This is a genomic window from Flavobacterium ginsengiterrae (assembly GCF_039539785.1).
Taxonomy (GTDB): Bacteria; Bacteroidota; Bacteroidia; order Flavobacteriales; family Flavobacteriaceae; genus Flavobacterium; species Flavobacterium ginsengiterrae.
Genome location: NZ_BAABDU010000002.1, coordinates 128,886 through 148,863, shown reverse-complemented (window position 1 = coordinate 148,863; position 19,978 = coordinate 128,886). Strand labels below are relative to the sequence as shown.

19 protein-coding genes are annotated in these 19,978 nt (G+C 32.1%); 17 read left to right on the top strand and 2 right to left on the bottom strand.

The genetic code is table 11. The annotated features are described in order from the left end of the window. The first annotated feature begins 15 nt into the window (after positions 1–15). The gene (locus ABD859_RS01410; protein ID WP_345139223.1) at positions 16–1,014 is read left to right on the top strand and encodes a zinc dependent phospholipase C family protein; all 999 of its coding nucleotides are present in this window, start codon (positions 16–18) and stop codon (positions 1,012–1,014) included. A 93-nt stretch (positions 1,015–1,107) separates the two neighbouring features. Here the strand turns inward: ABD859_RS01410 and ABD859_RS01405 are convergent, their stop codons facing one another. Next, a complete protein-coding gene (locus tag ABD859_RS01405; RefSeq protein WP_345139221.1) occupies positions 1,108–3,243 on the bottom strand; it encodes an LTA synthase family protein in 2,136 nt (711 codons plus the stop codon). A 202-nt stretch (positions 3,244–3,445) separates the two neighbouring features. Here ABD859_RS01405 and ABD859_RS01400 point away from each other — a divergent pair, with 202 nt between their 5' ends. From ABD859_RS01400 to ABD859_RS01340, 13 genes are all read left to right on the top strand, one after another. Beyond that, positions 3,446–4,111 carry a response regulator transcription factor gene (locus tag ABD859_RS01400; RefSeq protein ID WP_345139219.1) on the top strand — a complete coding sequence of 222 codons (666 nt, stop codon included), beginning with the start codon at positions 3,446–3,448 and terminating at the stop codon, positions 4,109–4,111. Further along, positions 4,111–5,511, top strand: coding sequence for a sensor histidine kinase (locus tag ABD859_RS01395; RefSeq protein WP_345139217.1), 1,401 nt, complete (start codon positions 4,111–4,113; stop codon positions 5,509–5,511). Before ABD859_RS01400 ends, ABD859_RS01395 begins: the two co-directional genes overlap by 1 nt. Before the next feature lie 310 nt (positions 5,512–5,821). After that, complete coding sequence (hisG, locus tag ABD859_RS01390; RefSeq protein ID WP_345139214.1) at positions 5,822–6,679, top strand: ATP phosphoribosyltransferase; 858 nt, start codon at positions 5,822–5,824, stop codon at positions 6,677–6,679. A gap of 138 nt (positions 6,680–6,817) precedes the next feature. Then, complete coding sequence (hisD, locus tag ABD859_RS01385; RefSeq protein WP_345139211.1) at positions 6,818–8,125, top strand: histidinol dehydrogenase; 1,308 nt, start codon at positions 6,818–6,820, stop codon at positions 8,123–8,125. 80 nt (positions 8,126–8,205) lie between these two features. Further along, positions 8,206–9,258 (top strand): histidinol-phosphate transaminase, encoded by a 1,053-nt coding sequence (gene hisC / locus ABD859_RS01380; RefSeq protein ID WP_345139208.1) that lies wholly within the window; start codon positions 8,206–8,208, stop codon positions 9,256–9,258. 9 nt (positions 9,259–9,267) lie between these two features. Next, positions 9,268–9,702 (top strand): hypothetical protein, encoded by a 435-nt coding sequence (locus ABD859_RS01375; protein ID WP_345139205.1) that lies wholly within the window; start codon positions 9,268–9,270, stop codon positions 9,700–9,702. Between the two features lie 38 nt (positions 9,703–9,740). Beyond that, on the top strand, positions 9,741–10,877 hold the full coding sequence (hisB, locus tag ABD859_RS01370; RefSeq protein ID WP_345139202.1) for a bifunctional histidinol-phosphatase/imidazoleglycerol-phosphate dehydratase HisB: 1,137 nt from the start codon (positions 9,741–9,743) through the stop codon (positions 10,875–10,877). 82 nt (positions 10,878–10,959) lie between these two features. After that, positions 10,960–11,541, top strand: a complete 582-nt coding sequence (gene hisH / locus ABD859_RS01365) for an imidazole glycerol phosphate synthase subunit HisH (protein ID WP_345139199.1) — start codon at positions 10,960–10,962, stop codon at positions 11,539–11,541. A gap of 145 nt (positions 11,542–11,686) precedes the next feature. Then, positions 11,687–12,415, top strand: a complete 729-nt coding sequence (hisA, locus tag ABD859_RS01360; RefSeq protein ID WP_345139196.1) for a 1-(5-phosphoribosyl)-5-[(5-phosphoribosylamino)methylideneamino]imidazole-4-carboxamide isomerase — start codon at positions 11,687–11,689, stop codon at positions 12,413–12,415. An 84-nt stretch (positions 12,416–12,499) separates the two neighbouring features. Beyond that, positions 12,500–13,255, top strand: coding sequence for an imidazole glycerol phosphate synthase subunit HisF (gene hisF, locus ABD859_RS01355; RefSeq protein WP_345139193.1), 756 nt, complete (start codon positions 12,500–12,502; stop codon positions 13,253–13,255). An 82-nt stretch (positions 13,256–13,337) separates the two neighbouring features. Further along, positions 13,338–13,940 carry a bifunctional phosphoribosyl-AMP cyclohydrolase/phosphoribosyl-ATP diphosphatase HisIE gene (gene hisIE / locus ABD859_RS01350; RefSeq protein ID WP_345139991.1) on the top strand — a complete coding sequence of 201 codons (603 nt, stop codon included), beginning with the start codon at positions 13,338–13,340 and terminating at the stop codon, positions 13,938–13,940. Between the two features lie 16 nt (positions 13,941–13,956). Beyond that, the gene (locus tag ABD859_RS01345) at positions 13,957–14,454 is read left to right on the top strand and encodes a hypothetical protein (RefSeq protein WP_345139190.1); all 498 of its coding nucleotides are present in this window, start codon (positions 13,957–13,959) and stop codon (positions 14,452–14,454) included. Between the two features lie 85 nt (positions 14,455–14,539). Next, positions 14,540–14,959: a hypothetical protein gene (locus ABD859_RS01340; protein WP_345139187.1), complete on the top strand. Its 420-nt coding sequence runs from the start codon at positions 14,540–14,542 to the stop codon at positions 14,957–14,959. A 24-nt stretch (positions 14,960–14,983) separates the two neighbouring features. On the opposite strand, the gene ABD859_RS01335 is transcribed toward ABD859_RS01340, so the two are convergent. Next, entirely contained in the window at positions 14,984–15,679 is a 696-nt protein-coding gene (locus tag ABD859_RS01335) for a carbohydrate-binding family 9-like protein (RefSeq protein ID WP_345139184.1), read from the bottom strand. A 131-nt stretch (positions 15,680–15,810) separates the two neighbouring features. Between ABD859_RS01335 and ABD859_RS01330 the strand changes: the two genes are divergently transcribed. The 3 genes from ABD859_RS01330 to ABD859_RS01320 all read left to right on the top strand — a co-directional run bounded on the left by ABD859_RS01330 (position 15,811) and on the right by ABD859_RS01320 (position 19,729). Beyond that, on the top strand, positions 15,811–16,134 hold the full coding sequence (locus tag ABD859_RS01330) for a hypothetical protein (protein WP_345139181.1): 324 nt from the start codon (positions 15,811–15,813) through the stop codon (positions 16,132–16,134). Between the two features lie 128 nt (positions 16,135–16,262). Next, complete coding sequence (locus tag ABD859_RS01325; protein ID WP_345139989.1) at positions 16,263–17,918, top strand: M1 family metallopeptidase; 1,656 nt, start codon at positions 16,263–16,265, stop codon at positions 17,916–17,918. Between the two features lie 155 nt (positions 17,919–18,073). Beyond that, the gene (locus ABD859_RS01320) at positions 18,074–19,729 is read left to right on the top strand and encodes a M1 family metallopeptidase (protein ID WP_345139178.1); all 1,656 of its coding nucleotides are present in this window, start codon (positions 18,074–18,076) and stop codon (positions 19,727–19,729) included. The last annotated feature ends 249 nt before the right edge of the window (positions 19,730–19,978 follow it).

Genomic DNA, 19,978 nt, shown 5'->3' with positions numbered 1-19,978 from the left:
AAATTTTAATTACAAATGAAAAACTTCAAAATGAGACCAAAATTAATCGCTTTTGGCGCATTAATTATTGGCTTTATTACTTTATCATGGGGAAATGTTGGCCATGAGCGTATTAATAAAGCAGCTGTAATGGCTTTACCAAAACAATTACAGATATTTTTTTATAATCATATTGATTTTATTACGCAGGAAGCTTCGGTTCCGGATATCCGTAAATATGCTTTAAGTTATAAAGAAGAAGGTCCGAGACATTATTTTGATATGGAAAGTTTTGGTCCTGCTGACACTTATCCGAAAACATTAGAAGAAGCGAAACAAAAATACGACGCTAAATTTTTAAGTGACAATGGTATTTTGCCTTGGTATATCGAAGATATGATGGCAAAACTTACCAAAGCTTTTAAAGAAAAAAACAGAGCTGAAATCTTATTTCTTGCAGCAGATTTAGGTCATTATATAGGTGATGCTCATATGCCTTTGCATACATCTGCAAATCATGACGGACAATTAACAGATCAAAAAGGAATTCATTCTCTTTGGGAAAGCAGACTTCCGGAATTATTCGTTAAAAACTATAAATTAAATGTTCCTGAGGCACAATATTATGGAGATGTTCATAAAGCAATCTGGGATATGATTAATGATACTCACAGTTTTGCACAACCTTTATTGGATATTGATAAAAAGTTAAGAACAGAAACACCGCAAGACAAAGTATTTAAACTAGATACAGAAGGTAAAGTGTTAAAATCTAAATACAACACTGCTGTTTTTACAGACGAATATGCTAAAAAACTGCACGAACAATTAAATGGAATGGTGGAAAGTCAAATGAGAAAAGCTATTGCTGCAACGGCTAGTTTTTGGTATACTGCGTGGGTAAATGCAGGAAAACCAGATTTAAGTGATTTAGATGCACCGGCAGTTACACAAAGAAATTATCAATCTTTACAGGATGATTTAAAATTATTCCAAAAAGGAGATTTGTTTGGAATGAAAAATCAAAACGACTAAAAAAAGAGTTTTCAGTTTTAAAAATTATACTTAAAAAAGCCTCAAATTCATTAGAATTTGAGGCTTTTTTGTGAATGTTTTTCTGTTTATAAATTAACGATTTTTAGCGTATAATTTAGCTTTTCCAGAAATTGAACTCAAGTCATTAAACTGATATTCTTTCTCTTTCAACAAGTAAGAAGCTGATTGATAAAATGAAATCGTTTCGTTTGCTAAGTCCGTATTTTGTGACTTTAACGGAATTTCATCATAATGTATTTGGTATTCGGCCAAAGGATCTGTTTTTAATTTTAACTCAAACTGTTTTATTTGCTGTTTTGGCGATAAAATTGTCAAAACATTATCCTTTATCAAGCCCAAATCCTGATATGTAGCAATAAAAGCTCGGGGTTTATAATCAGTTTTAAAAACATCCTGTCCAAAGAATTTGCTGTTGTAATCAAAATGCAATAATCCAAAAAGCGTTGGCATAATATCAATCTGCGACATTAATTTATTGAACTTTTCAGGCTTTTCGTTTGGAGAATAAATAAAAGCCGGAATTCTGTATTTGTCTAACGGAAGCTCTGTTTTCCCGGCACTCGAAGCGCAATGGTCTGCCACGATTACAAATACTGTATTATTAAACCAAGGTTGTTTACGTGCCATTTCAAAGAATTTACTCAGCGCATAATCCGTATATTTTACACCGCCGTCACGTGATTTAATATCACCCGGAATATCAATTTTATGGTTTGGATAAGTAAAAGGTCTATGATTGCTTACAGTCATAATATGATTAAAAAAAGGCTTGTTTTCTCTGGCTTCGGCGTTCATAATTTTAATTGCCTTATTGTACATATCTTCGTCGCAAACGCCCCAGACATTAGAAAAAGTGATTTCCTGAGGAGAAAAACTGGATTTGTCTACAATTTCATATCCGTTGCCAGAATAAAAATCCTGCATATTATCAAAAAAAGCATCACCGCCGTACATAAATTTAACATTATAGCCTTTTTGTTTAAATACAGCTCCGGTAGAAAATTTATTTTTATTGTCTTCTCGTTTTACCACACTTTCTCCGGCCGTTGGCGGAATACACAAAGTAACCGCTTCGAGTCCGCGAACGGTTCTGTTTCCAGCCGCATATAAATTAGTAAACTGAAGACTTTTTTGAGATAAACTGTCTAGAAACGGAGTAATATCAGCTTTGCCTCCGTAAGCTTTCATAAAATCGGCACTTAAACTTTCAATAGTAATTAAAACTACATTTTTATGAACTTCGGCAGAATCACTGCTTATTTTTTGTGTCGTAATTTTTCCTGAAATATCCGGAAACTGCTCTTTTAAAATAGCAAAAGCTTCCTGGTTTGGAATAGTTTTATAAAACTTAAAATAGTCTAATTTGTTATTTTGAAATGCCAGATAAAACTTGTACAAACCATTTGACTGCAGTTCGTTTACAAAAACATTTTTAGAATCTTCAGTTTTTGCCAAACTTGGAACGGCATAAAGTGAAACTAAAAACAAACCTGAATAAACGGCTGAAATTTTGATTTTTTCACGAAAAGACGGAATATCATTAATGTAATCTGTAGATTTTTTTACAATAAAATAAGTCACAGTTCCGCTGATTAAAAACAAAGCAGAAAAGATTGGAATTACAGGATATGACTGCATGATATTGCCAATTACCTCATTAGTATAAATAAGATAATTAACTGCAATAAAATTGTACTTAACTCCAAACTCATTCCAAAAGAAAAATTCGCTCAATCCGTTTTGAAGAATCAATAAAACGTAAAGGAAAATTACAAAAGTAAAAAGCCAGAAACGTATTTTATTTTTCCATTTTGGAACAAACAGAAGCAAAGCAAATAAAACTGTTTTTAAACCCACAAATATCAGGACAATTCTAGGCAGTGCGCCTCCATACTCGTCAAAAATACTTTTGCCAGAAGCAATGTAAAGAAACAAAGCAGTCAGAACTCCTAAGATAATATAACCTGAGGGCTTATTATATTTAGAATTTGAAACAAAAATAAGATACAGCCAAAGAAAAATACCGGCAATTATAAAAACAAAAAAATCTGAAAGAAGTCCTACACCAAATATTTTCAGACTTTCAAAAAAAGTAAAAGAACTTTGTGTTATAGGATGAAAGAGTAACACAACGCGCAATATCAAACTTATTGAAAAATAGAATATTGCAAGATTATAAAATGCAGAAAACTTTTTGTAAAAATTCATACGCTTAGTTGTTTTCTGCAAAATTAAATCTGATTTATGAACGATAGATGAAGTTATGCTTTTACCTTGCTTAGCCTCAACTTAATATTTGCTTAAGATGCTTGTTTTCATCTTATTCTGACCATTTTGAAGTTTTTGAGACTTGTAAAATAGCTATCTTTGAAAACAAAAAACGAAAATTAATCTTGAATCAAAGTTTAGCATGCATATTTTAATTGTAGAAGATGAGCTTGGAATTGTTCAGTTTTTAGAACAGGGGCTTCGCGAAGAAGGATACCAGATTACTACCGCAAACGACGGATCGAAAGGTTTTGAACTAACACAAAATCACAAATTTGACTTGATTTTGTTAGACTGGATGCTGCCGAAAATTAACGGACTCGATTTGTGTAAAGCAATTAGAATTAAGGATAAAATAACGCCTATTATATTTTTAACCGCAAAAGATACCGTTCAGGAAACTATAGAAGGTTTACGTGCCGGAGCTAATGATTATATAAAAAAACCTTTCAGTTTTGAAGAATTAGTCGAAAGAGTAAAAATTCATTTCAGAAACCAGGGTGGAGATGAAATCCTAACGCTGGGCAGTATTACCATTGATCTTTCTAAACATATTGTTTTAAAGAATGATGAAGAAATTAATCTCACACAGAGAGAATTTGAATTGTTGACTTATTTAATAAGGAAAAAAGGAAAAGTATGTACTCGTAATGAGATTTTAAAAGATGTCTGGGAGATTAATTTTGAATACGATACAGGAGTAATTGATGTTTTTATGAATTCTATTCGCAAAAAACTTAATTTAAAAGTAGAAGAAGATTACATCAAAACAATCCGTGGTATTGGATATATAGCAAATGATTTATAATGGCACAGCTTTCATTTAAAAATAAAATTGCGTTAAACTATATTATTACCACAGGACTTTTGATTTTGGCGGTCTTTTCGGCTATTTATTTTATCGTGCGTTTAACAGTTTATAATCATATCGACGAAAATTTATTAATTGAAATTCGTGATCACCTTAACGAAATAAAAGTCGAAAACAATGTTGTAATCCTTATGGATGCTGAAGAATGGGAAGAAAGAGAACATAATTCAGTTGATGTAAATCCGGTTTTTGTGCAGTTTTTGGATCTCAATAAAAAGATAATAGAAAAATCGCCTAATTTAAAGAATGAAAAACTCAATTATAATGAAAAGAAAGCTGCTTTTGAACTTTTTGATACCCAATTTTTAGACAATAAAATCAGGCAGATTCAGGTGCCGCTGCATATTAAGTCAAAAAAAATAGGATACCTTATTATTGCCATGTCATTATCTGATTCAGCACAGGTTTTAAATAATCTTTCAGATACCCTTTTAATTGCATTTCCGGTAATACTTATACTGCTGTTTTTTATTGCCCGTTTTTTAGCCGGAAGAAGCATCAGTCCTATAAATGCTATTATCAATACCTCAAAAATTATTACAAAAGATAATCTAAAAACCCGTATTCCGCTGCCAAAATCGCGCGACGAATTATACACACTTTCAAAAACCATAAATAATTTATTAAACCGAATTGAAGATGCTATTGAACGTGAAAAACAATTCACGTCTGATGCTTCTCATGAGTTAAGAACTCCTTTAACAGTAATTAAAGGAACACTTGAAGTTCTTATACGTAAGCCAAGAGATAGTAAGGAATACGAAGATAAAATTAATTACTGTATAAACGAAGTAGACCATTTAAATATGCTTGTAGATCAGCTGTTAACAATGGCTCGTTTTGAAAATCAAAAACATCAGGTTGATTATGAAAACGTATATTTAAACGCAGTAATTTTAGATGTTATCACTTTAAATTCAGAAAAAATAAACAGCAAACAGCTAAAAGTAAAATTTGATGCAGAGCAGGATTATTACACCTATTCAGATCATTTTTTAATTATTACAATTCTAAGAAATATTATTTCAAACTCATTAAAATATACAAATCCTGAAGGTGAAATTTCGATTTTGCTTTTTAAAGAAAATAATAAAACAATCTGCAAAATAACTGACAACGGAATTGGAATTGCAAATGCTGATCTTGAAATGATTTTTAATCCGTTTTTTAGATCCAATTATACAGATCATCCTGAAATTAAAGGTGTTGGATTGGGATTGTCTATCGTCAAAAGAATCACGGAACAACTTAATATTCCATTTAAAATTGAAAGCGAAATAGGAGTAGGAACCACGGTGATTTTAAGTTTTGATGACGAAATGAAAACGTTATCGTAAATTAAAAATTTCTAACAGAAAATGCGTTTAAAACGTTTTTTAACAATAAACTATTGTTAAGTTAAATAAAAAATTGCTTTTTTATAATTTTATCTAGTATATTTGCAACCGAATCAAAGAATTATAAAACAAACCAAACAATGATTTCAAATCAATTACATCATCATCATTTACATTATTGCTCTCAAGCGATGTGTTAATGGTATGTGTGTAAATCATCATATTTTAAAACCCGTTTGAGTACATCAAACGGGTTTTTTTATACCAATTCTTTGTACTCAAACTATTAATCAAACAACAACTAAAAAAAATGAGTACTTTAAAAATTGCAATTCAAAAATCAGGTCGTTTAAACGAAGACAGTATCCAGATTCTTAAAGACTGTGGTATTTCAATCAACAACGGAATCGACCAGTTAAAAGCCGAAGCATCAAACTTTCCTCTTGAAGTTTTATATTTAAGAAATTCAGATATTCCTCAGTATTTAATAGATGGCGTAGTAGATTTAGCCATTGTAGGCGATAATCTTTTAGTAGAAAAAGGAAAAAATATCGAAGTTGTACAACGTCTTGGATTTTCAAAATGCAAAGTTTCTGTTGCTGTTCCGAAAACTTTTGATTACAATTCGATTCAGGATTTAGCAGGTCTTCGTATTGCCACTTCATATCCAAACACCGTAAACGAATACTTTAATTCATTTGGTTTAACGGTTGATATTCACCAGATTTCAGGTTCAGTAGAAATCGCACCAAACATTGGCCTTGCCGATGCCATTGTAGATATAGTTTCAAGCGGAAGCACCTTATTCAAAAACAATTTAAAAGAAGTTGAAGTAATTCTGAAAAGTGAAGCAGTTCTTGCCGTTTCTCCAAAAGTTTCTCCGGAAATTCAAAAACACATCGATACTTTAAAATTCAGAATCCAATCTGTTTTAAGAGCACGAAATTCAAAATATATATTGATGAATGTTCCAAACGACAAAATCGATGCCGTTGGAAAAATTCTTCCTGTTTTAAGAAGTTTAACCGTTTTGCCATTAGCACAAGAAGGATGGAGCAGTGTACACTCTGTAATTGACAAAGATACTTTTTGGGACGTAATAGATAAACTAAAAGAAGTAGGAGCAGAGGGAATTTTAGTTTGCCCAATTGAGAAAATGGTTTTATAAAAATTCCAATTATAAAATTCCAAAATCCAAATAAGAAGAAAATCCAATATAAAAAAATTCCAAATTCCAAACATCGACGACAGTTTTTAAAGATTGGAATTTGGGATTTTAAAAATTTGGAATTTAATATGAAATATTATGAATAAAATAGACAATCCAAAACCAGATACATGGTCTGAAATATTAAAAAGACCAACCCAGACAATTGACGATATTGAAGTTACGGTAAAAGAAATCTTCAAAGAAGTTCAAAGAAAGGGAGACGAAGCCATTGCAAAATACACATCGATTTTTGATGGAATCACGCTGGATAATTACGAAGTTACAAAAGAAGAAATACAAGAAGCCATTGAATTGATTCCGAATGAATTAAAAGAAGCTATTCAATTAGCAAAAAACAATATTTATAAATTTCACTCAGCTCAAAAAACCGAAAGAATTGAAGTTGAAACCATTGAAGGCGTAAACTGCTGGCAGGAAAAAAGACCAATTCAAAAAATTGGTTTATATATTCCGGGTGGGACTGCACCTTTGTTTTCAACCGTTTTAATGCTGGCAGTTCCGGCAGAAATTGCTGGCTGTAAAGAAATTGTATTATGTTCTCCTCCGGACAAAAAAGGAAAAATTAATCCTGCTATTTTGTATGCTGCGAATTTATGCGGTGTGACTAAAATCTTAAAAGCAGGTGGAATTCAGGCTATTGCGGGAATGACTTTTGGAACAGAATCTATTCCGAAAGTATATAAAATTTTCGGACCTGGAAATCAGTTTGTAACGGTTGCCAAACAATTAGCAACTCAGTTTGGAGTAGCGATTGATATGCCGGCCGGACCTTCAGAATTATTAATTGTGGCCGATGATACTGCAGTTCCTGCTTTTGTAGCTTCTGATTTATTGTCGCAGGCAGAACACGGAACTGATAGTCAGGTAATTTTGGTTTCGACTTCAAAAAAGCTGATTGCAGAAGTTGAAAAAGAAGTTCAATCGCAGTTAGAAGTGCTTCCAAGAAAAGCGATAGCAGAAAAAGCAATCGATAATTCAAAATTAATTTATGTTGAAACGGATCAAATTGCCTTAGACTTAATCAACGAATACGGGCCGGAACACTTTATAATCTGTTCGCAGTATGATGATTTTTACTGCAACGGAATCGTAAATGCCGGATCGGTTTTTATTGGGAACTATACGCCTGAAAGTGCTGGAGATTACGCATCAGGAACCAATCACACGCTGCCTACAAACGGTTATGCCAAAAATTACAGCGGTGTAAATCTGGATAGTTTCATGAAATCGATGACATTTCAAAAAATATCTGAAAAAGGAATTCAAAACATTGGAAAAGCAATTGAAACAATGGCTGAAGCTGAAGGTTTACAAGCACATAAAAATGCGGTAACGTTACGTTTGACTTCCTGCGATCCCGAGGCTTCGGGACAAACCTCGTAGGTATAAACTTCGCTTTTAATTTTAAAGTTTTAAAAATACCTACAAGGTTTTAAAAACCTTGCAGGAAAATCAATTAAACAATGAGTAATTTCGATATAAATACCATAACACGTGAGAATGTAAAATCTTTAAAACCTTATTCATCTGCAAGAGATGAGTTTGAAGATTTTGATACAGCCGAAATGATTTTTCTGGATGCTAACGAAAATCCTTTTCAAAATGGGGTAAACCGTTATCCGGATCCACAGCAAATGTCTGTAAAAGCAATTTTGGCTAAAAACAATAATACCAAACAAAGTCAGATTTTGTTAGGAAACGGAAGTGATGAAGTTTTAGATTTACTTTTCAGAGCTTTCTGCGAGCCGAAAACAGATAATATTATTTCGCTTCCGCCGACTTACGGAATGTACAGCGTTTTAGCAAATATTAATAATGTAGAAAATAGAGAAGTTCTACTTTCTACAGATTTTCAGCCTCAGGTTGAAAAAATTCTGGAAGCTGTTGATGAGAATACAAAAATCATCTTTTTATGCTCGCCAAATAACCCAACTGGAAATTCTTTTTCTGATGAAAGTGTAGTGAAACTGCTTCAAAACTTTAAAGGTTTAGTAGTAATTGATGAAGCTTATATTGACTTTTCAGACAAAGAAAGCTGGCTGACAGAAATTGATGAATATCCAAATCTGATCATTACGCAAACACTTTCTAAAGCCTATGGTTTAGCAGGAATTCGTTTAGGAGTTTGTTATGCTTCTGAAGCTGTGATTTCAATTTTAAACAAAATTAAACCTCCTTACAACGTAAACGAACTAACGCAGCAAAGAGCAATCGAACGTTTAAAAGATTCAGATAAGATAATGCAGGAAATAGCTTCTATTATTGAGCAGAGAGAAGAACTACTTAAAGTACTACTTGAAGTTAGTTTTGTAGAAAAAGTATATCCAACAGAAGCCAATTTTATTTTAGCAAAAGTAGATGACGCCAACAAAAGATATGATCAGTTAATAGAAAAAGGAATTGTAATTCGTAACAGAACAACACAGCCTCTATGCGAAAATTGTCTTCGTTTTACGATTGGAACGAAAGAGGAAAATGAGAAGGTAATTGAAATGTTATTAAGCTTAAATAAATAGATTTTTCTAATGAAAATAATGAACCTAGAAAGAGTTTTAATTGTCTTTTTTTTGATAATTACAGGATTATGTAAAGCTCAGGATAGTTTAAATGCGCCTAAAAAAAGTAAAGTGATTTTTTTAAGATCAACAGGATTAGCTGGTTCAGGTGCTTTTTTTAAAACATTTATTGATGGAGAACTCGTTTGTAAATTGAATAATAGAAAATATTCCGTTCATGAAGTTCCAGTAGGAAATCATGAATGTTCTGTTTCTTTTGGAGGACTGAAGATTAATGAAAAGGCAGAAAGAAATCAAATCAACGTTGAAGAAAACAAAATTACTTATGTCGAGTTTTTTATGAAGAATGAGATCATTAGTTATAGAATCTACGGCAAAGAGATTACTCAGGACGAAGCAAAAAAGAAATTAAAAAAGATGAAGGAAGATGTAAAATGCTTGTAGCATTATTCTGAAATCACTAGAAATTATAAAAATATAAAATGAAAAAAGTACTTTTTATCGATCGTGACGGAACGATTGTTTTAGAACCAGAAAATTATCAACTAGACAGTTTAGATAAACTAGAATTTTATCCAAAAGCCTTTCAATATCTGGCAAAAATTGCAGCCGAATTAGATTATGAACTGGCAATGGTAACCAATCAGGATGGTTTAGGAACGGATAGTTTTCCTGAAGATACCTTTTGGCCAACGCAAAATTTTATTCTAAAAGCCTTTGAAAACGAAGGTGTAAAGTTTGATGAAATTTTCGTTGACCGAACTTTCCCTGTAGAAAATGCGCCGACACGCAAACCAAGAACCGGAATGTTAACCAAATATTTAAACAATCCGGAATATGATTTAGTAAATTCATTCGTATTAGGCGATCGTTTAACCGATGTTGAATTGGCTAAAAACTTAGGTGCAAAAGCAATTTTCATGAATATGACAGATGGAATTGGCAGTAATGAAATTTCGTCTAAAAGAGAAGAGTTAGACGAAACAATCGCTTTACAAACCACAGACTGGAAAAGAATTTATGAATTCTTGAAATTAGAAGCACGTTCAGCGTCAATTACGCGTAAAACAAACGAAACTGATATTTACATCAACTTAAACCTTGACGGAACAGGAAAAAGCAAAATCGATACAGGAATTGCCTTTTTCGACCACATGTTAGACCAAATCTCACGTCACGGTCAAATGGACTTAGAAATCACCGTTAAAGGCGATTTAGAAGTCGATGAACACCATACAATCGAAGATACGGCAATTGCTCTTGGAGAAGTTTTTGCGAAAGCATTAGGAAATAAACTAGGAATCGAGCGTTACGGATTCTGTTTGCCAATGGATGATTGTTTAGCGCAGGCGGCAATTGATTTTGGAGGAAGAAACTGGCTGATTTGGGAAACCGAATTTAAACGCGAAATGGTAGGTAAAATGCCAACAGAAATGTTTTATCACTTCTTTAAATCATTTACAGACGGAGCAAAAGCTAATTTAAATATCAAAGCAGAAGGAATCAACGAGCATCACAAAATTGAAGCGATTTTTAAAGCTTTTGCAAAAGCAATAAAAGTTGCCGTAAAACGCGATACAGAGAAAATGATTTTACCTTCAACGAAAGGAATGCTTTAATAATAATTTTGTTTCAGGTTTTAGGTTTCAAGTTACTCTACAGAACTTGAAACCTGAAACTTGAAACCTGAAACAAACAAAAATGAACATTGTTATAATAAATTACGGAGCAGGAAATATTCAGAGCATTATGTTTGCTATTGAAAGACTGGGTTTTAAAGCTGTTTTAAGCAATAATCCGGACGAGATTAAAGCTGCTGATAAAGTGATTTTTCCTGGCGTTGGCGAGGCGAGTTCGGCAATGACTAAACTTCGTGAAAGCGGATTGGATAATTTAATTCCGCAATTAAAACAGCCGGTTTTAGGAATTTGTCTCGGAATGCAGTTAATGTGCAACAAAACCGAAGAAGGAAATACAGAAGGTTTGGGAATTTTTAATGTCGATGTATTGAAGTTTTCAAATAATGTAAAAGTTCCTCAAATGGGCTGGAATCAGATTTATGATTTAAAAACCGATTTGTTTCAAGATATTTCTGAAAATGAATTTATGTATTTAGTTCACAGTTTTTATGCGCCAAATTGCGATGAAGCCATTGCTGTAACGAATTACGATGTAGAATATGCGTCGGCTTTGCAAAAAAATAATTTTTACGGAACACAGTTTCACCCTGAAAAAAGCGGTGACGTTGGGGAGAAAATTCTTGGAAACTTTTTAAATATTTAAATTCCAATTTTTAGAAATTCCAAATTCCAATTGTCATCCTGAGCAAAGTCGAAGGACAAGATCAAAAATCAATTTCAATCAAAATATCAATTTTAAAGTTTCGAGAAATCTAAAATCTTAACTCTAAAATCTAAAATAAAAATACATGAGAATAATACCAGCCATAGATATCATTGAAGGAAAATGCGTTCGTTTGTCCAAAGGTGATTATGATACCAAGATAATTTACAACGAAAAACCTCTGGAAGTGGCGAAATCATTTGAGGCGCACGGAATTGAATATCTGCATTTAGTAGATCTTGACGGTGCAAAATCAAGCAAAATTGTTAATTATAAAATATTAGAACAAATCGCCACACAAACAAGCTTAAAAATTGATTTTGGCGGCGGATTAAAATCAGATGATGATTTGAGAATTGCTTTTGAAAATGGTGCAAACCAAATTACTGGCGGCAGTATCGCGGTAAAAAACAGAGCAATTTTCGAAAAATGGATATCAGAATACGGAACCGAAAAAATCATTTTAGGCGCCGATGCAAAAGATGAAAAAATTGCAGTTTCGGGCTGGTTAGAAGAATCAAATGAAGATTTGATTCCGTTTATTCAGGATTATCAAAACAAAGGAATTCAGTACGTTATTTGTACAGATATTGCTAAAGACGGAATGCTGCAGGGACCAAGTTTTGATTTATATGCGAAAATTTTAGCAGAAGCAGGCGGCATAAAACTCATTGCTTCGGGCGGCATTTCAACTTTTGATGAATTACCAAAGTTAGCCGAACTAGGCTGCGAGGGAACCATTATTGGAAAAGCGATTTACGAAGGAAGAATTACGCTGAAACAATTAGAAAATTATATTATTGGAAAAATGTAAAAAGTGAAATGTAAAATGTCAAATGAAATTTGATGTTTAAATACATCATTTCACATTTTGCATATCACAATTAACAAAAAAGAGATGTTAGCAAAAAGAATTATACCTTGTTTAGATATAAAAAACGGAAGAACCGTAAAAGGTGTTAATTTCGTCGATTTACGCGATGCCGGAGATCCTGTAGAATTAGCAGCAATTTATTCTGCTGAAGGTGCAGATGAATTGGTTTTTCTGGATATTTCAGCCACTGAAGAACGCAGAAAAACGCTTGTTAATATGGTGCGAAGCGTTGCAGAAAAAATCAATATTCCGTTTACGGTTGGGGGCGGTATTTCATCTGTTGAAGATGTTGATATTCTGCTGAATAACGGAGCAGATAAAGTTTCGATTAATTCATCGGCAGTAAAAAATCCGCAGTTAATTAACGATCTGGCTCAGAAATTTGGAAGCCAGTGTGTGGTTGTGGCAATCGATGCAAAACAAATCGACGGACAATGGATTGTGCATTTAGTTGGCGGGAAAGTCCCAACAGAATTAAATCTTTTCGATTGGGCTGTAGAAGTCGCAGCACGTGGTGCAGGTGAAATTTTATTTACGTCAATGGACAACGACGGAACTAAAAATGGTTTTGCAAACGAAGCTTTGGCTAAATTATCAACTTTAATTAATATCCCGATTATTGCTTCCGGAGGTGCTGGAAATATTCAGCATTTTGTGGATTCTTTTAAAGAAGGAAAAGCAGACGCCGCTTTGGCAGCAAGCGTTTTTCACTTTAAAGAAATCGAAATTAAAGCTTTAAAACAAGAACTTAGAAATAACGGAATTGAAGTAAGATTATAAATTCAATTTCAATTTCAATAACAATATCAAAAAATCAATTTCAATTTGGAATACATCTAAAATGTGAAATCAAAAATCTAAAATAAAAATGGAAATCGATATCAAAAGCGCACACGGATTAATTCCGGCCATCATTCAGGATTCTGAAACTAAAAATGTTTTAATGCTGGGTTATATGAATGAAGAATCGCTTCAAAAAACAATAGAAACTCAAAAAGTAACTTTTTTCAGCCGATCTAAACAAAGACTTTGGACAAAAGGCGAGGAGAGCGGTAATTTTTTAAATCTCGTAAGCATTAAAAATGACTGCGACGGCGATACGCTTTTAATTCAGGCCAAACCTGTCGGGCCGACTTGTCATACAGGTGCAGATACATGCTGGCAAGAACCGAATGATGCGAATTACGGCTTTATTTCTCATTTAGAAAACACAATCAAAACCCGTAGAGAAAATGCAGATTCTGAACAGAGTTATGTGGCATCATTATTTGCAAAAGGAATCAATAAAATTGCTCAAAAAGTCGGTGAAGAAGCTGTAGAAGTGGTAATTGAAGCTAAAGATGATAACGACGATTTATTCCTTAGCGAAAGCGCCGATTTATTATTTCATTATTTGATTTTACTGCAGGCAAAAGGTTATCAGTTAAATGATGTTGTTGAAGTTTTGAAGAAGCGTCAGAAGTAATATTGTAACTAAAACCTTGTTAATTTTTTTCTTGAAGCTTCTTTTTTTAGAAATTTGCAAAAAAAAAATGAGTTTCGAGAAAAGTAAACATGAAGATGTTTTTATTACAAATCCTTTTGATAAAGATGCACTGATTTTAATTGATGAAATCACCAATGTTGTTTTAAGCAAAGGTAAATTTGAAGTTGGAGAAAATGCAGTTTGTACAAAGAAAGCTTATATTTTGGCCAAAAGAACGCTATTTGCTTATAATTCAAAAATTTCATCTGAATTAGAATCAAAGATTAGGATTGTTGATGAAATTATTGTCAAGGAAAATAAAAATGAGTTTATAATTTATTTATTGGCTCCGGGGATTTTTATACTAGTTCTTGGCATAGCAATGTATTTTCTTATTGGCAGTATTTTATGGACTATTTGCTGTGCAATGATAACGATTGGATTTGTTTTATTGGGTTTAGAGCGTCTAAAAAAAGCAAATAATCAATTGAAAAATAAGCCAATAGAATTCTAATAAAATAAATTTAAGTTAAATCTTGTTAAAATTTATTTTCTGCTTTTTGAATTTCTGATCTTTGCAAAAAAGAAGACTTGGATTAATGAAAAAAGACTTTGTAGAAAATAAAAAATTAACTCAAAATGAATTGTTTTTACTTCTCGATGATATTCTGAACAATGTTTTAAAACAAGGAAAATTTGATGATAACGCGGAAGACTTTTACACTTACAAAAATTATAATTTGGTAAAAAATATGATTTTAGAAAAAGATCTGGAGATTAATGCAGTATTAGAATCAAAAATTAAAAAAGTATTCAGCATCGAATTGACATTATTAAGGAAAGAATCAAAAGCAAAAATATATTTAGGTATTTTTATGATAATCTTTAGTATTGGAGGATTTTTTTTATTTCAAAATGAATTTGGTAAAACGCCTTTTTTCTTTATTGTTAGTGTATTCTTGTTTGGCCTTGTTTTATTTTTAAGAGGAATAACTGATTTGAGAAAACTTCAGAGATAAAAAATAAGATTATTAACTAAATTATTACTCTACAAACTCAAATACAGCAAATTCTTTTGGCTGATGAAATCCAAATTTTAAACTTTTATAAGGTTGTAAAGCAAGATATTGTGTCGTATTACCGTAATCAATTCTAAAAGCATTTCCATTCCATTTAGTACCCGTTTTTGGTTTTGTAAAATTGCCATTTTTAATTTTTTCCAAGCTTGAAAATGGTATCTTAATTTCGGTACAAAAACCTTCTGAGGTTATTTTGCTTACTGCTTCAAAACCGGAAATATCAAAATCCATTGCTGTATTCCAGCCTCCGCAATCAGGAGAAATACATTTCAAAAACATATCATAATAGGTTGAATAAGCATTTATGCCAATTTCAATATAATTTTTGCCATCGCCGTCCGGATCAATAAATACTTCTACGAGGTCATCAGTTTCATAGATTTTAGAATCTTTTGTCTGTGGTTTACCCACAATCTGCGAATCGGCAGAACGATAAGCGATATATAGGTTTTCATCATTCCACGAAAGTGAAACCATAGTATTTTGAGTTGCTTTTTCTCCGGAATTGTGAATTACAAAAGGTCCCAGAAAAGGTGTTTTCCAGTCTGTTAAATTGCCATCAACAATGATGTTCTCTTGAGTTTTATAGATAGGAATTGTTTGTGAATAAATGGAATTTGAAAAAATAAAAGTAAAAATCAAAGGCAGGTAAAGTTTCATAATTGGTTATTGATTTAGAATATCAAAAATAAAGAGTAATATAGTAATTATAAAATATTCAATTGAATATTAATTAGGCTTATCTTTATTTAAATTATTAAGCAATTACTTATAAAATAAAAATGTAAGTTATGAAAGAAATAAAAAAAACTATCTTGAAGATAGACAAAAAATATACCAGAAAATTGATTAGGGCACTTGAACTGGCAGGACAGGCGGTTTCAGAACTTCAAATGTTAAATAGGAAAAACAAAAAGGACACTAATAGAATTTACAACGTTGAAGATTTTTATATTCAATTAGAAGAAATTGATAATAGTCTTCATTTTTGGTTTTATTCTGATGAATTAACCAATTGGATGGAAGGAAAGAAAGGGATAAATTTTTCTATATTTTTTGATGAAAATTGTAACGAAGGCCGTATTCAATATTACAGAGATTCATTTATAGAATAAGAGTATTTGATTTCGAAATAGATGTTATAAAATTACATTAAATTATAACTTATAAATCCTTTTGTAACATAAACCAAAAAAAGAATACTAATATTATAGCAACAAAATTCAAAACTTAATTTATAATGATGAAAAAATACTATGGAAGTGCTTTAATTGCATTTTTTATTGGTTTTTATGTTAATGCTCAAGGACTTTTAAATAAGTCAGAAACCGTTTTTACGCATCAGGACACTTTACGCGGCAGCATTACAAAAGAAAGAGCCTGGTGGGATTTAAAATATTATCATCTGGATATAAAAGTAAATCCTGCCGACAGAACTATTTCAGGATCTAATACGGTTCGTTATACGGTTTTAACAGAGTACAATCGCATGCAGATCGATTTGCAGGAACCTATGAACATTACCAAAGTAACGCAGAACGGAAAAGAGCTGAAATTTGAAAGAGACGGAAATGCCTTCTTCATCACTTTAACCGAAAATCAAAAAGTTGGAGAAACTAAAGAAATTGTAGTTTCATTTGGCGGTGTTCCAAAAGAAGCCGTTCGTCCGCCTTGGGATGGTGGAATTACGTGGCAGAAAGATAAAAACGGAAAAGATTTTATAGCTTCATCTTGTCAGGGTTTAGGCGCAAGTGTTTGGTGGCCGTGTAAAGATCATATGTATGATGAAGTTGAGAATATGTTAATCAGCGTAAATGTTCCGGGACATTTAACCGATGTTTCAAATGGAAGATTGCAAAGTGTTAAGAAACAAAAAGATGGCACAAAAACATTTAACTGGTATGTTTCAAATCCAATCAATAATTACGGCGTAAATATCAATATTGGTGATTACGTTAATTTCTCTGAAAAGTTTAAAGGAGAAAAAGGTGATTTAGACTGTAATTACTATGTTTTAAGAGATAATCTGGCAAAAGCAAAAGAGCAGTTTAAAGATGCGCCAAAAATGCTGAAAGCTTTTGAAAATTGGTTTGGACCTTATCCGTTTTACGAAGACAGCTATAAACTGGTTGAAGTTCCGTATTTAGGAATGGAACACCAAAGTTCTGTAACGTACGGGAACAATTATCAAAATGGTCATAACGGACACGATATAAGCGGTACAGGCTGGGGATTAAAATTCGATTATATTATTATTCACGAATCCGGCCACGAATGGTTTGCAAACAATATCACCTATAAAGATATTGCTGATATGTGGATTCACGAGAGTTTTACCACTTATTCTGAAGTGCTTTTTATAGAATATTATTACGGAAAAGAAGCATCAAATGAATATGCAAGAGGAATCAGAAAAATGATTGCTAATAAAGAACCTATTATTGGGCATTATGATGTAAACAGAGAAGGTTCAGGCGATATGTATCCAAAAGGCGCAAATATGATTCATACCATTCGTCAGGTGATTAATGATGATGCCAAATGGAAATCGATTTTAAGAGGTATGAATAAAACTTTTTATCATCAAACAGTTACGACAAAACAAATTGAAGATTTTATAAACCAAGAATCAGGAATTGATTTTAGTCCGGTTTTCGATCAGTATTTAAGAACACCTCAGGTACCAACTTTTGAGTATTATTTTAAAGATCAAAAATTAGTTTATCATTGGATAAATGCTGTAGAAAATTTCAATCTTCCTTTAAAAGTTACTTTAAATGGTGTTGAAACCTGGCTGAAACCAACAACAGACTGGAAAGCAGAAAATGTAAACAGTGACAAACCTACATTAGTCGTTGATAAAAACTTTTATGTAACAGAATTTAATATCACAAATTAAATTTCACAGACAATTAAATTGAAACCCAATAAATTTCTTATTTATTGGGTTTGCTTTTTATGAAGAAATCATAAAATTTTAGAATTCTTGATTCGAATGTTTACATTTGTTGCAGATTAAGTTCGAATACTTTATTTATTTTATAATTCTAACTAATGAAAAATTACTTTGGAAGCATTTTAACTGCTTTTCTAATTGGTTTTACTGCCAATGCTCAGGGACTTTTAAATAAGTCAGAAACGGTTTTTACACATCAGGATACTTTACGCGGAAGCATTACAAAAGAAAGAGCCTGGTGGGATTTGAAATACTATCACCTTAATGTAAAGGTTAATCCGGCTGAAAAATCAATTTCGGGTTCAAATACAGTACGTTATACTGTTTTAACAGAAAATAACCGTATGCAGATTGATTTGCAGGAACCTATGAACATTACCAAAGTAACGCAGAACGGTAAAGAATTAAAATTTGAAAGAGACGGAAATGCTTTCTTTATTACTTTGACTGAAAAACAAAAAATTGGCGATGTAAAAGAAATTGTTGTCTACTTTAACGGAAAACCAAAAGAAGCTGTAAGAGCGCCATGGGACGGAGGATTTTCGTGGAAAAAAGATAAAAACGGAAAAGATTTTATCGCAACATCGTGCCAGGGTTTAGGCGCTAGTGTTTGGTGGCCTTGTAAAGATCACATGTATGATGAAGTAGAAAATATGTTAATCAGCGTGAATGTTCCGGGAGATTTAACTGATGTTTCAAACGGAAGATTACAAAGCGTTAAAAAAGAAAAAGACGGTACTAAAACCTTCAATTGGTATGTTGCAAACCCAATTAATAATTATGGTGTAAACATCAATATTGGAGATTATGTAAATTTTTCTGAAGTATTTAAAGGTGAAAAAGGAAATTTAGATTGTAACTATTATGTTTTAAGAGACAATTTAGCTTTAGCAAAAGAACAGTTTAAAGATGCGCCAAAAATGCTGAAAGCTTTTGAAAACTGGTTTGGACCTTATCCATTTTATGAAGACAGTTACAAGCTGGTAGAAGTTCCGTATTTAGGAATGGAGCACCAAAGTTCTGTAACGTACGGAAACCAATATAAAAATGGTTATTTAGGACGTGATTTAAGCGGAACAGGATGGGGATTAAAATTTGATTTTATCATTATTCACGAATCGGGTCACGAATGGTATGCAAACAACATCACCTATAAAGATATTGCTGATATGTGGGTTCATGAAAGTTTTACCAACTATTCTGAAAGTCTTTTCGTTGAATATTATTATGGAAAAGATGCCGGTGCTGAATATGTTATTGGATGCAGAAAAAATATCAAAAATGATACTCCAATCATTGGGCATTATGATGTAAATAATGAAGGATCTGGTGATATGTATCCAAAAGGAGCTACAATGCTTCATATGATTCGTCAGGTAATTAATGACGATGCAAAATGGAAATCGATTTTAAGAGGTATGAACAAGACTTTTTATCATCAAACGGTAACCGGAAAACAAATTCAGGATTATATCAATGAACAGTCTGGAATTAATTTTAATAGAGTTTTTGCACAATACTTAACTACAACGCAGATTCCGGTTTTTGAATATATGTTTAAAAACGGAACTTTTGGATATCACTGGACAAATTGCGTATCTAAATTTGATATGCCTGTAAGAGTGAAATTAAACGGTGTTGAAACCTGGCTGAAACCAACAACAGAATGGCAGTCAGTTAAAACAGATAATGAAGATAGAAAAGTAGAAGTTGATAAAGATTTCTATGTTACGACTTCTAATATCGTAGAATAAAACTTAAAGTTTCAATTTTTAAAAATCCCAAATTCCAAATTTTGTTGGAGTTTGGGATTTTTTTGTTCTTAATATTTTAACGAATATTGTCATTTCGACGTAAGGAGAAATCGCACTCGAAACTCTATAAAGATTGGAGATCCTCTTTACGAAAATACTATTGCGATTTCTCCTTACGTCGAAATGACAAAAATGGCGTTAAGATTTTATTCTTAACGCCATTTTTATTGGAATTTGAAATTTTAAAAA